General features: G+C 70.4%; 12 protein-coding genes. 9 read left to right on the forward strand and 3 right to left on the reverse strand.

The genetic code is table 11. The features are described 5' to 3' along the window. Positions 1 to 4: 4 nt before the first annotated feature. Positions 5 to 274, reverse strand: a complete 270-nt coding sequence (locus ACXJ3V_RS05835) for a multidrug ABC transporter ATPase (RefSeq protein ID WP_457099314.1) — start codon at positions 272 to 274, stop codon at positions 5 to 7. Positions 275 to 396: 122 nt separating this feature from the next. On the opposite strand from ACXJ3V_RS05835, the gene ACXJ3V_RS05840 reads away from it, so the two are divergent. After that, a complete protein-coding gene (locus ACXJ3V_RS05840; RefSeq protein ID WP_457099315.1) occupies positions 397 to 780 on the forward strand; it encodes a cold-shock protein in 384 nt (127 codons plus the stop codon). Then, on the forward strand, positions 764 to 1,498 hold the full coding sequence (locus tag ACXJ3V_RS05845; protein WP_457099316.1) for a DUF3027 domain-containing protein: 735 nt from the start codon (positions 764 to 766) through the stop codon (positions 1,496 to 1,498). Before ACXJ3V_RS05840 ends, ACXJ3V_RS05845 begins: the two co-directional genes overlap by 17 nt. A 215-nt stretch (positions 1,499 to 1,713) precedes the next feature. Here ACXJ3V_RS05845 and serC read toward each other — a convergent pair whose 3' ends face one another. Further along, complete coding sequence (gene serC / locus ACXJ3V_RS05850) at positions 1,714 to 2,826, reverse strand: phosphoserine transaminase (RefSeq protein WP_457099317.1); 1,113 nt, start codon at positions 2,824 to 2,826, stop codon at positions 1,714 to 1,716. Positions 2,827 to 2,945: 119 nt separating this feature from the next. Between serC and ACXJ3V_RS05855 the strand changes: the two genes are divergently transcribed. The 3 genes from ACXJ3V_RS05855 (at position 2,946) to ACXJ3V_RS05865 (ending at position 5,581) form a co-directional block, all read left to right on the forward strand. Then, positions 2,946 to 3,647 carry an iron dependent repressor, metal binding and dimerization domain protein gene (locus ACXJ3V_RS05855; RefSeq protein ID WP_457099318.1) on the forward strand — a complete coding sequence of 234 codons (702 nt, stop codon included), beginning with the start codon at positions 2,946 to 2,948 and terminating at the stop codon, positions 3,645 to 3,647. A 225-nt stretch (positions 3,648 to 3,872) separates the two neighbouring features. Then, complete coding sequence (locus ACXJ3V_RS05860; RefSeq protein WP_457099319.1) at positions 3,873 to 4,772, forward strand: M23 family metallopeptidase; 900 nt, start codon at positions 3,873 to 3,875, stop codon at positions 4,770 to 4,772. Positions 4,773 to 5,083: 311 nt separating this feature from the next. After that, the gene (locus ACXJ3V_RS05865) at positions 5,084 to 5,581 is read left to right on the forward strand and encodes an HNH endonuclease (protein WP_457099320.1); all 498 of its coding nucleotides are present in this window, start codon (positions 5,084 to 5,086) and stop codon (positions 5,579 to 5,581) included. 9 nt (positions 5,582 to 5,590) lie between these two features. Here the strand turns inward: ACXJ3V_RS05865 and ACXJ3V_RS05870 are convergent, their stop codons facing one another. Continuing rightward, a complete protein-coding gene (locus tag ACXJ3V_RS05870) occupies positions 5,591 to 5,992 on the reverse strand; it encodes a hypothetical protein (RefSeq protein ID WP_457099321.1) in 402 nt (133 codons plus the stop codon). A gap of 102 nt (positions 5,993 to 6,094) precedes the next feature. Here ACXJ3V_RS05870 and ACXJ3V_RS05875 point away from each other — a divergent pair, with 102 nt between their 5' ends. From ACXJ3V_RS05875 to ACXJ3V_RS05890, 4 genes are all read left to right on the forward strand, one after another. Further along, positions 6,095 to 6,655 (forward strand): cysteine hydrolase family protein, encoded by a 561-nt coding sequence (locus tag ACXJ3V_RS05875; RefSeq protein WP_457099322.1) that lies wholly within the window; start codon positions 6,095 to 6,097, stop codon positions 6,653 to 6,655. Positions 6,656 to 6,760: 105 nt separating this feature from the next. Further along, positions 6,761 to 7,540 carry a hypothetical protein gene (locus tag ACXJ3V_RS05880; RefSeq protein ID WP_457099323.1) on the forward strand — a complete coding sequence of 260 codons (780 nt, stop codon included), beginning with the start codon at positions 6,761 to 6,763 and terminating at the stop codon, positions 7,538 to 7,540. Continuing rightward, positions 7,541 to 9,136, forward strand: a complete 1,596-nt coding sequence (locus ACXJ3V_RS05885; RefSeq protein WP_457099324.1) for a DNA polymerase Y family protein — start codon at positions 7,541 to 7,543, stop codon at positions 9,134 to 9,136. Positions 9,137 to 9,147: 11 nt separating this feature from the next. Beyond that, entirely contained in the window at positions 9,148 to 12,675 is a 3,528-nt protein-coding gene (locus tag ACXJ3V_RS05890) for an error-prone DNA polymerase (protein WP_457099325.1), read from the forward strand. Positions 12,676 to 12,704 lie beyond the last annotated feature (29 nt).

Here is a 12,704-nt window from a genome sequence, read left to right on the forward strand (position 1 = left end):
TGGCCTACGCCCCCTTGTTGAGGCGAGAACGGCGGACGAAGCTCATGATGAGCAGCGTCACGATCATCACGAAGGCGATCGGCAGTGCAATCAGCGGCAGGACCACGACAAGTGGCCAGATGCCCTGCGTGAAGTCGGTGACGCCGGCCGGACGGGCGAGGATGACCGCGAAGAAGCAGACGATGGAGGCGACCGTGAGCCCCAGTGCCATGAAGGCCAGGACCCGGTCGATCCGGCGCACCGGGAGGTCAGGGCCGGGGGTTCGAGTGCTCATCCGCATCAGCCTACCGGGTGGCGCTCGTGGCGTAGTCTGGAGGAACGGGATCCCGAGGTCCCCGTTGAGTCATGCCCGCGCAGTGCCGGGCAATCCCCCCTGCGAGTTCAAGCGAGGTTCCGATGCCCACCGGCAAGGTCAGGTTCTACGACGAGGAGAAGGGCTTCGGCTTCATCACGGGTGATGACGGCCAAGACGTCTTCCTGCACGCCACGGCCCTGCCCGCCGGAGCCCCGGCACCCAAACAGGGCACCCGGCTCGAGTTCGGCGTCGCCGACGGCAAGCGCGGTCTCCAGGCCCTCTCGGTGCGCGTCCTCGAGGCGCCGGTCAGCCTCGCCAAGCGCGCGCGCAAGCCCGCCGACGACATGGCGATCATCCTCGAAGACCTCGTGAAGCTCCTCGACGACATCGGCGGCGATCTCCGCCGCGGGCGGTACCCGAGCGGCGCACATTCGAAGAAGGTCGCTGCGGTCCTGCGCAAGGTCGCGGATGACCTCGACGCCTGAGCAGGGGAACGCTGAGCCTCTCGTCGAACCCGATGAGAGCGCCGTGGTGGAGCCCGCCGAGCACCAGCCCGACGAGTCCGGCGAGAGGGATGCCGTGGCGCCCGAGGAACGGCCGTTCACGGAGCCCGACGAGCGTCTCATCGCCGCGCACGACCAGGCCCGCGCAGCGCTGCTGGAGATCACGTCCGAATGGACGGTCGGCGCGCCCGCCGGCTACACCCTCGAAGAGGGCGGGGTCGTCTCGCTCCGCTTCGAGAACCGACTCGCGGGCTACCCCGGCTGGTTCTGGACGGTCAGCGTCGCGCGCGTCGAGGGCGAGGACCCCACGGTCCTCGAGGTCGAACTCCTCCCCGGCGACGGCGCCCTGCTCGCCCCCGAGTGGGTGCCGTGGGCGGTCCGCCTCGCCGATTACCAGGCCGCGCAGCTCGCACACGCCGATGAGGCCGTCGAGGGCATCGAAGGCGACGAGGACGAGGACGGCGACGACCTCGACGACATCGACGACCTGGACGCCGCCGACTTCGACAACGACGGATCCCCGATCCTGCACGCCGGAGACGTCGACGGCGTCGACATCGACGAGTTCGCCGAGCAGACGGATGCCGGTGAGTTCGAAGACGCCGAAGAGTCCGAGGCCTTCGAATTCGACGAAGCCGACGACGACGAAGAAGCCGACGACGAAGAGGGCGACGAGGACGAAGCCGACCGGTCCTACTAGGGGCTGAGCGGGATCAGTCCCGCGGGCGCGAGAACGACGGCGCGGAGCCGCGCGTGGTCCGGCAGCGTGCGGCGTAGGTGTGCACGACGCCCGGCCGGGCCTACGTGGCTCGCGCTGTCGAAAGCGCCTGGCGCGGTCGTCTCGAACTGCCGCGAAGGGCGGTTTCGACCGCTCGAGGCGACTCTGCAGCCTGTCGAAGAGCCGAGCTCAGGTGCCTACAGGTTCTCGACCGTGTAGTCGATGCATTCGATGAGCCGGCGCACGTCGTCCGGCTCGATCGACACGAAGGTCGCGACCCGCAGTTGGTTGCGGCCGAGCTTGCGGTACGGCTCGGTGTCGACGATCCCATTGGCGCGCAGGCTCTTGGCGACCGCCGCCGCATCGACCGTCTCGTCGAAGTCGATGGTCACCACGACGGGGGAGCGGTCGGCCGGGTCGGCGACGAACGGCGTCGCGAACGCGGATGCCTCGGCCCAGTCGTACAGCGCCTGCGACGACTCGTGCGTGCGGGCGTCCGCCCACTGCAGGCCGCCGTTGCTGCCGATCCAGTCGAGCTGCTCGTCGAGCAGGATGAGGGTGGTCAGCGCGGGGGTGTTCAGCGTCTGGTTGAGCCGCGAGTTGTCGACGGCGTTCTTGAGACTGAGGAACTCCGGAATGTAGCGCCCGGATGCGGCGATCCGCTCGATCCGCTCGATGGCCGCGGGAGAGACGGCGGCGAACCAGAGCCCGCCGTCGGAGCCCAGGTTCTTCTGCGGGGCGAAGTAGTAGACGTCGGCCTCGGCGACGGAGAAGTCGATGCCCCCGGCAGCGCTCGTCGCATCGATGACCGTGAGCGCGCCGGGGTCGCCGACGACGCGGGTGATCGGCGCCGAGACCCCGGTGGAGGTCTCGTTGTGCGGCCAGGCGTAGACGTCCACGCCCGCCACCGGCTCAGCGGTCGTACGGCCGCCCGCGGCGACCTCGCGCACGTCCGGAGCCTGCAGCCAGGGGGCCTTCGCTGCGGCGGCGAACTTGCCGCCGAACTCGCCGAAGACGAGGTGCTGGCTCCGCTCCTGGATGAGGCCGAATGCGGCGGCATCCCAGAAGGCGGTCGATCCGCCGTTGCCGAGGATGATCTCGTACCCGTTCGGGAGGCGGAACAGGTCGTCCAGGCGTGCCCGCACGCGTCCCACCAGGTCCTTGACCGGCGCCTGGCGGTGCGAGGTGCCCAGCAGTGCCGCGCCGGGGCCGGCGAGGGCCTCCAGCTGAGCGGGGCGGACCTTCGACGGGCCGCACCCGAATCGTCCGTCGGAGGGCAGGATCTCGCGGGGCAGCAGCACGTGGGCCATGGTCCGATTCTAGGCGGGCCCGCCTCGCCCGTTCGGCGCCGGGTGACGCTCCGTGACGCCCGCCGGCGCGCGGCCAGCCGATAGGCTTGCGGAGCACGTCGACCCCCGGCTTAGGACTCATGACAGATCTCATCGACACCACCGAGATGTACCTGCGTACGATCCTCGAACTGGAGGAGGAGGGCATCGTCCCGCTGCGTGCGCGCATCTCGGAGCGGCTCGGCCACTCCGGCCCCACGGTCTCGCAGACCGTGGGACGAATGGAGCGCGATGGACTCGTCGTCGTCTCGGACGACCGCAGGCTCGAGCTGACCGGCTCCGGCCGCCAGAAGGCCGTCGACGTCATGCGCAAGCACCGGCTCGCCGAGCGGCTGCTCTCCGATGTGATCGGGCTGGACTGGGCCTACGTCCACGAAGAGGCCTGCCGCTGGGAGCACGTGATGAGCGAGCAGGTGGAGCTGCGCCTCGTGGAGCTGCTGGGGCATCCCACCGAATCCCCGTACGGCAACCCGATCCCCGGGCTCGACCAGCTCGGCGATGCCGCAGCGAACACGTTCGACCAGGGCGTGGTGGGACTGGTCCGGATCCTCAACGAGACCGGTGGGCCTATTCAGGGGACCGTCAGGCGCCTCGCCGAGCCCGCCCAGGTCGACCCGGAGCTGCTGAAGCAGTTCATGTCCGCCGGCGTGGTTCCCGGCGGCACCGGTGATTTCCGGTTCAGCGAGGGCTATGTCCTCGTGCAGATGGACGGCGTCGACGAAGCCCTTGAGCTCCCGGTCGAAGTCGCCGCACACGTCTTCCTGGTCGACGCACGAGGCTGACGCTCGGGGCGCAGGGCCGATGCCCAGGGTTCTGCCAGGGCGTCAGCGTGACAGAATCGTGACCTTCGGGTAGCCTCGAAGTGTCCACCAGGCGAGAAGCCCGCCGACGGACCCCGCACGGATTGCCTCCCCGGCTCGTCGTCCGCGTGGTGAAACCCGCACATGTGCCCCGACACCGAGTGCCCGACGAGCCAGCGCCCCGGCGCAGAGGCGCCGGAGGATAGTTTGGCTGAAGAGAACGAATCGCCTGCGGACAATGCGTCGCAGCACGACGAGACGAGTCTCACTCGACGCTCGCGCACGCCCCGCACGCTGATCCGCCGTCCGATGGTGGGACGCGCCACGCGCGTCGCGTCGGCTCCGAAGGCCCGCCGCGAGAAGGTGCGTCCGCTTCGCAGCCTGGTCATCCTGGCCATGGTCGGCGGGCTCATCGCCACCGTCGCCCTCCCCGCCTACGGCGCGTGGCGCTCGCCTGCTGAGGCCGCTGTGACGCTCGAGCAGGTCGCCGCCGACGACGCGCAGTCGCTCGTGGTCGCCTCGGACGCCACGTCCGAGCAGCTCGAGCGCGGCTCCTACTCGGCCACCACCCCCGACGAGATCGCCACGAAGAAGGCCGAGGAGGCCGCAGCCGCCCGTGCCAAGGCCGCCGCGGCCGCCGCGGCGGCGTCGCCGGCCCGTGGTGTGTTCCGGATGAACCTCTCGATGACGGCCCCCGGTTCCGGCGAGGTGCGCTGGCCGGTCTCGAACTTCACCTACGCGTCATACAACCTCTTCCGTCCGGCGAACCGGCCGAACCACAACGGCTTCGACATGGTGGCGCCCGCCGGCACCCCGATCTTCGCCGCAGCCTCCGGCGTCGTGCGCGTCTCGTCCGAGGGCTACAACGGATACGGTGTCGCCGTCGTGATCGACTCGGTCGTCGGCGGTCAGCAGGTCTCGACCCTGTACGGTCACATGACGTACGGCAGCCGCCAGGTCGTGGCGGGGCAGTCCGTCTCCGCGGGTCAGCTCATCGGAGCCGTCGGCAGCACCGGCAGCTCCACGGCGAACCACCTGCACTTCGAGGTCAAGATCAACGGAACGTACGTCGACCCGCTGGCCTGGCTCCAGACGAACGCGGGCTGACGAGGCATCCGTTCTCCGACACGCCCTCGCGGGTTCACCTCCGCGAACGGCCCGTGTCTGCAAGGCGTGCGTTAGCCTGAAACCGACGCTGAGAGAAAGCGGAGGGTCGTCGATGGGCGCCATGCCACGCATCCGAACCATGGATGCGCTTGGCCTGCTCGTCCTTCGGCATCGTGTGAGCGGATGCCACGGCACTGCCGTGGCGCCAAGGCGCTGTCTGTGAGACAGCGCCTTTTTTCATGCCCCTGAGCCTTTGAACATCGTCGGTCGAATCACCGGGAAGCCGTCCCGGCCGTTCGAGAGGATGAGGAATGCGCACTCTGGTGCTCAATGCGGGCTATGAGCCGCTCGCTGTCGTGTCGTTCAAGCGGGCCCTCGTGCTGGTGATGAATGAGAAGGCCACGGTCGTCGAACACATCGACGGCGATCCGGTGTGGGGAGCGCGCGGGGCGTATGAACGCCCTGCGGTCATCCTGCTGAGACGCTACGTGCGCGTTCCAGGGAGCCGGCACATCCCGGTCACCCGTCGTGGAGTGCTGCGTCGCGATGCGCACCGCTGCGCGTACTGCGCGAAGATGGCGTCGACGATCGACCACGTCCTGCCGCGGTCGCGCGGTGGCGCGGACTCGTGGGAGAACCTCGTCGCATGCTGCCTGCGGTGCAACAACGTGAAGGGCGATCGCACGCCCCAGGAGATGGGCTGGGAGCTGCGGCTCGTCCCGCGGCCACCCTATGGTGCGCAGTGGACCGTGCGGGGGACCGAGCGCACCGACCCGCGCTGGGAGCCGTACCTCGAGCTCGCCGCGTAGACCCCGGGTCTATGCGAGCGTGAGTCCTGACACCTCGAGCGTCAGGAAGGCTGCGACGACGAACAGCAGCCCCGTGTAGACGAGGTCCTCCACCCAGTCGATGATGCCGGGCTTGCGCTCGAGCATCATCTGGGGATTGTAGTAGAAGATCGACACGACGATGACGGCCAGCGAGAAGATCAGGCCGACCCACGCGGCGAAGGGCACGCCGACGAACAGCAGGACGATGACGATCGCCGCGACGACGTAGAGCCACGACAGCTTCGCGAACTCCGGCAGGGAGTCGTAGCGTGTCGTGCCGGCCTTAGCGGTCGCCCTCCACAGCTCGTAGATCAGCGAGATCGCAAACGTCACGATGAGCACCCATGCCGAGAGCGACTCGAGCAGGGTCGGATGAGCGGCACCGTCCAACGGCGGCCTCCTTCGGCGGATGTGCGTGGACGGTTCCACGGTGCCCTTAAGTTAGCGGGTCAGCCGTGTTCGCGGGAAGACTCGGCGTGATGGGATGGACCCATGACCCGAGCCCTCATCGTGATCGACATGCAGCGCGCCTTCGACGACCTGGACTTCTGGGGCGACACGGCGAACCCGGACTGCGAGGCGAACGTCGCAGCGCTCATCGGCGCCTGGGAGCGATCCGGCGAGCCGATCGTCGTCGTGCGGCATGACTCCGGCTCCGCGGGCTCGCCGCTGCATCCCGCCGCGGCGGGCAATGCGCTGGTCGACCCCGTCGCCGCGGCCCGGCCGGCGCTGTTCGTCACGAAGAACGTCAACTCGGCCTTCTACGGTGACCCCGACCTGCACGCCTGGCTGCAGGAGCAGGGGATCGGCGAACTCGTGATCTGCGGCATCCAGACCAACATGTGCGTCGAGACCACGGCGCGGATGGCGGGCAACCTCGGCTACGACACGACTGTCGTGCTCGATGCGACCCGCACCTTCGATCTGACGGCGGATGTCGCGGGCCTCGGCACCGTGACGCGCTCGGCGGCGGAGATCATGGCGACGACGGCGCTCGTGCTGCAGGCGGGCGGCTTCGCCCGGATCGCGACGACGGCCTCGCTCACGCGCTGAGTCGAGGTTTCTCGCCTCCGACGCCGACGCGCGGGAATGTCGGAGGCCGGAGATAAGTTCGATCGAGTCATTGAAGCAATAGAACATCTGTTCTATTCTGTAGAGGTGAGGGCGATCGTGCGGAACGAGGCGCGCCAGGAGCAGGGCGACGAGGTGCTGCAGCTGCGCGCGCAACTCGAGCGGGTGCAGGGGCTCCGGCTGGACGCCCCGGTGCTGCCCGTGCATCCCGCGCTCGCAGCGCTGCTGCCCGGTGGCGGGCTGAGGCCTGGCGCCGCCTACACGCTGGGGCGGTCCATGTCGTTGCTGCTCGCGCTGCTCGCCCGGCCTTCGCAGGACGGATCCTGGTGCGGTGTGATCGGGATGCCGGAGCTCGGCGCCGAAGCGGCCGAGGCGATCGGTGTCGATCTCGCCCGACTCGTGCTGGTCCCCGATGCCGGCAGTCGGTGGCTCGCCGTGACCGCGACCCTCGCCGAGGTGCTGCCAGTGGTGGCCGTGCGCCCACCGGCGCGCGCCGGCGACGCCGAGATGGCGCGGCTGGGCGCGCGGCTGCGCGATCGCGGCACGGTGCTGCTCGTGCAGGGGCCGTGGCCGCTGGCCGAGGCGACGCTCGACGTGGGCGAGCCGCAGTGGTCCGGCGTGGGTCGCGGTCACGGCTACCTCGCCGATCGCAGCGTGACCGTGACGGTGTCGAGCAGGCGGTGGCCGATGCCCCGGCGACAGCGGATGCTGCTTCCCGGCGCCCGCGGAGAGGTCTCGGTTGTGCCCGAGACCCGCGGGGAGCCCGCCGTGACGCCGATGCGGAAGGTCGTGTCGGTGCAGCCGGCGCTGCCTGGTCCGCGGCACCAGGAGGAGTCCCGGGGCGAGCTGCTGGAGGCGGTGGGTTGAGTGCGCTCCGACATCCGCGCTGAGACTCCCCGCGATACCCCGGGTGCCGTGCCGGTGCGCACCATCGTGCTGTGGTTTCCGGACTGGCCGGTCACGGCGCTCGCCCGAGAGGGGGCGGGCGATCCCGCTGAGGCGATCGCGGTGCTGGAGCACGGGGAGGTCGTCGCCTGTTCGCCGTCCGCACGCGCCGACGGGGTGCGCCGTGGCCAGCGCCGCCGGGATGCGCAGGCGCGTTGCCCGCGGCTCAAGGTGGTCGCGGCCGACCATGTGCGCGATCACCGCGTCTTCGCGCCCGTCGTGGCGTGCATCGAGGAGCGCGCACCGGGCGTGCAGCTCGTGCGCCCAGGGCTGTGCGCACTGAGGGCGCGCGGTCCTGCCCGCTACTACGGCGGCGAGCGGGAGGCGGCGCGTGTGCTGCTGGCCGCCCTGGGCGAGCAGGGGCTGGTGGGGGTGCGGGCCGGCATCGCCGACGGGCCGTTCACGGCCGAGCAGGCGGCCAGGGTCGCCGCGGCCGAAGCCGACGAGGTCTGCGTCGTCCCGAGCGGAGAGGCCGCGGCCTTTCTCGCCCCGCTGCCGATCGCGACACTGGTGGCGGCCGAGGGTGGGGCGACCGAGCTGCCCGGCCTGCTCGCCCGGCTCGGAGTGCAGACCCTGGGGGAGTTCAGCGCGCTCGAGCCCGACCGGGTGCGGGAGCGGTTCGGGGAGCGCGGCATCCGTCTGCACGCCCTCGCCGCGGGTCTCGATGCCCGGGCCATCCAGCCGCGCACTCCACCGCCCGAGCTGCATCGCGAGGTGGTGTTCGAGCCGCCGCTCGAGATCGCCGATCAGGTCGCGTTCGGCATGCGGGTGGCCGCCGACGAGTTCCTCACGAGGCTCGGAGCGATCGACCTGGTCTGCACCGAGCTGCGCGTCGAGCTGGTCGGCGACCGCGGTGAGCGCAGCGAGCGGGTCTGGCTGCACCCCGGGTCCTTCGACGCGGCTGCGATCGTCGACCGGGTGCGATGGCAGCTTGGCGAGGATGCGGAGGGCCTGCGCAGCGGGGTGGCGCTCGTGCGGATCTCGCCGGAGGCGGTGGATGCGGCATCCCATCACGCCCCCGCCATCTTCGGTTCGGGGCCGGAGGAGCGGGTGCATCACGCCCTGTCCCGGGTGCAGGCGATGCTCGGTCATCGCGGCGTCGTGACCCCGGTCATCGGCGGAGGGCGATGGCTCGCCGAGCGGCAGGTGCTCGTGCCGTGGGGAGACCGTGCCACACCGGCCAGGACGAGAACGAGCCCGTGGCCGGGGAGTCTGCCCGATCCGCTGCCGACCGCGGTGTTCGCGCCGCCGCGTCCAGTCAAGGTCACCGCGGAGTTCGGCGGCCCGGTGGAAGTCGATGCGCGAGGCCGGGTGACCGCATCGCCGGCCATGCTCGCCGAGGGCGGCCGCAGCCGTGCGATCGAGCGCTGGGCGGGGCCGTGGCCGATCAGCGAGCGGGGATGGGATGCCGCGCGGGCGCGTCGTGCGCACCGGTTCCAGGTCGTCGATGCCGAGGGAATGGCGTGGCTGCTCGTCTGGGAGCGCGGCGAGTGGACGGCCGAGGCCCGCTATGACTGAAGGATCCTGAGATGGGCTTCGACAATCCCTCCGTGCCGTGGTCCGAGATGGAGCGGCTGCTGAGCGACCGCCGGCGCCCGGGCGGTCCGCCCGCCGGCGCCGACGGCGGCGACAGTCCCGCGTGGTCACGCAAGCGCGGTCCCTATGTGCCGCCGGTGATCGAGCGTCCGGCCGAGAGCGTGCCCTACGCCGAGCTGCACGCGCACTCGACGTTCTCGTTCCTCGACGGCGCCTCCTCGCCGGAGGATCTCGCCGAGGAGGCCGAGCGCCTTGGGCTGCACGCCCTCGCGATCACCGACCACGACGGGTTCTACGGGATCGTCCGGTTCGCCGAGGCCGCTGAGACGCTCAGCCTGAAGACCGTGTTCGGCGCGGAGCTCTCGCTCGAGCTCACGAAGCCGCAGAACGGCGAGCCCGACCCCGTCGGCAGTCACCTGCTCGTGCTCGCGCGCGGCGAAGCGGGCTATCACCGGCTCGCCGCGGCCCTCACCCACGCTCAGCTCCACGGTGCCGAGAAGGGCCGGCCGGTGTACGACCTCGATGAACTCGCCATGCAGGCGGCGGGCGACTGGGCCGTGCTGACCGGGTGCCGCAAGGGCGCGGTGCGTCTGGCCCTCGCCGCCGAAGGGGCCTCAGGTGCCGAACGCGAGCTCGACCGGCTCGTCGCGCTGTTCGGAAGGGATGCCGTCAACGTCGAGCTCATCGACCAGGGCAGCCCGCTCGATTCGCGCGAGAACGACCTCCTCGCCCGACTCGCCGCCGAGCGGGGTCTGCCGGTGCTCGCCACCAACAACGTGCACTACGCCGTGCCGGAGCGCGAGCGCCTTGCGGCGGCGGTCGCCGCGGTGCGGGCGAACCGGGGGCTCGACGAGCTCGACGGGTGGCTTCCCGCCCACGCCGGCGCGCACCTGCGGTCGGGGTCCGAGATGACCGAGCGCTTCGCCCGCTACCCCGGCGCGGTCGCCCGCACCGTCGCCCTCGCCGACGAGCTCGCCTTCCCGCTGCGCAAGGCCAAGCCCGCACTGCCCAAGCAGGACGTCCCGGCGGGACACACGCCGATGTCGTATCTGCGGCAGCTCGTCTGGGAGGCGGTGCCGCGCAAGTACCCCGACCTCACCGCCGACGATCGGGCGCGCATCGAGAAGGAGCTCGGCGTCATCGAGCTGAAGGACTTTCCCGGCTACTTCCTGATCGTCTACGGGATCGTGCAGGAGGCGCGGCGCCGCGGCATCCTGTGCCAAGGTCGTGGCTCCGCAGCCAACAGCGCCGTCTGCTACCTGCTCGACATCACTGCCGTCGACTCGATCGCGTACCAGCTGCCGTTCGAGCGGTTCCTCTCTTCGCTGCGCGATGAGGAGCCCGACATCGACGTCGACTTCGACTCGGATCGGCGTGAGGAGATCATCCAGTGGGTGTACGGGCAGTACGGGCGCGAGCGTGCCGCGCAGGTCGCGAATGTCATCCAGTACCGCCCGAAGAACGCCGTGCGCGACATGGCCAAGGCGCTCGGGCACTCGCCCGGTCAGCAGGACGCCTGGTCGAAGCAGGTCGAGCAGTGGGGCGCGATGCTCGAGAGCACAGCGGATCACGACATCCCTCCGCTCGTCCTGGAGTACGCGACCGAGCTGCTGAAGGCGCCTCGGCATCTCGGCATCCACTCCGGCGGCATGGTGCTCACCGACCGGCCGGTCGGAGAGGTCGTGCCGATCGAGCATGCGCGCATGCCCAACCGGACGGTGATCCAGTGGGACAAAGAAGACGCAGCCTGGATGGGGCTCGTGAAGTTCGACCTGCTGGGGCTCGGGATGCTGGCTGCCCTGCAGTACTGCTTCGACATGATCCGCGACACGACGGGGGAGCAGTGGGAGCTCGCCACGATTCCCAAGGAGGAGAAGGCGGTCTACGACATGCTCTGCCGCGCCGACTCGATCGGCGTGTTCCAGGTGGAGTCGCGCGCGCAGATGGGTCTGCTGCCGCGGCTGCAGCCGCGACGCTTCTACGACCTCGTCGTGCAGATCGCCCTCATCCGGCCAGGGCCCATCCAGGGTGGCGCGGTGCACCCGTTCGTCCGCCGCAAGCTCGGGCGCGAGCCGGTCACCTATGCCCACCCCAAGCTCGAGCCCGTGCTCGAGCGCACCCTCGGCATCCCCGTCTTCCAAGAGCAGCTCATGCAGATGGCCATGGCGGTGGGGGAGTGCTCCGCGGAGGATGCCGATCTGCTGCGCCGCGCGATGGGCTCCAAGCGCGGGGTCGAGCGGATCGAGTCGCTGCGCGAGCGACTCTACGAGGGCATGGCGACGAACGGCATCGTCGGTCAGGCGGCCGATGACATCTACGCGAAGATCCAGGCGTTCGCGAACTTCGGGTTTGCGGAGTCGCACTCGCTGTCGTTCGCACTGCTGGTCTACGCGAGCTCCTGGATCAAGCTGCACTACCCCGGCGCGTTCCTCGCCGGGCTGCTGCGCGCCCAGCCGATGGGGTTCTACTCGCCCGCGACGCTCGTGGCCGATGCACGCCGGCACGGCGTCGAGGTGCTCCGGCCCGACCTTCATGCCTCGGGTGTCGAGGCGGTGCTCGAGCCCTTCGATACGGCGGCTTCGCCGCCTACTCAGGAACCACCGGTGCGCGGTTCCCCAACCGAGGAGATTCGCAGTACCGGGGATGGCTCTGGGCTGGTTCATCCTCAGAACCGCGAATCTCCTCAGTTAGAGCGCTCAGCGACCGGGGGTGCGTCGACGGGGATGGATGCCTGCACCCACCGTGTGCAGCCGCCCGTCGGGCAGTTCGACCTGCACGCCCCCGACGAGTCGGCCGATCATCGCCGCGACGGCCGGTTCGCGGTGCGCCTGGGCCTTGGCGGGGTGAAGGGCATCGGCGCTGCGGTGGCCGAGCGCATCGTGGCGGAGCGGTCTCGCGGTGGCGCCTATCGCGACCTGCGCGACCTGGTGCGCCGCACCGACGTGACCGGGGCGCAGCTGGAGGCGCTCGCCACCGCGGGGGCGTTCGAGTGCCTCGGACTGACCCGGCGTGAGGCGATCTGGCTCGCCGGCTCCGCGGCCGAGGACCGGGCCAGATACCTTCCCGATTCGCTCGTCGCCGTGCAGCCGCCGCTGTTCCCCGATCCGACGAGCTACGAGCGGCTGGCCGCCGACCTCTGGGCGACCGGGGTCTCGACCGACGACCACCCCATGACCCACTACCGGTCCGGGCTCGACGCGCGAGGGGTTCTCACCTCGAGCGAGCTGCGCGCCCATGAGACCGGCAGGCGGGTCGAAGTCGCCGGACTCGTGACCCACCGGCAGCGGCCGGCCACGGCATCCGGGGTCACGTTCCTCAATCTCGAAGACGAGCACGGTCTCGTCAACGTCATCTGCTCCGTCGGCGTGTGGAATCGCTACCGCCGGGTCGTGCGGGATTCACCAGCACTGATCGTGCGCGGGATGCTGGAGCGCTCGGTCGAAGGCGTCACGAACCTCCTCGCCGACGGGTTCGAAGACCTCAGGGTGGGGGTGCAGCACCAATCCAGGGACTTCCGCTGAGGCGAGGTGGAGGGCGCCCGGCCGTTCGC

This window comes from Microbacterium sp. P5_E9 (genome assembly GCF_054049175.1).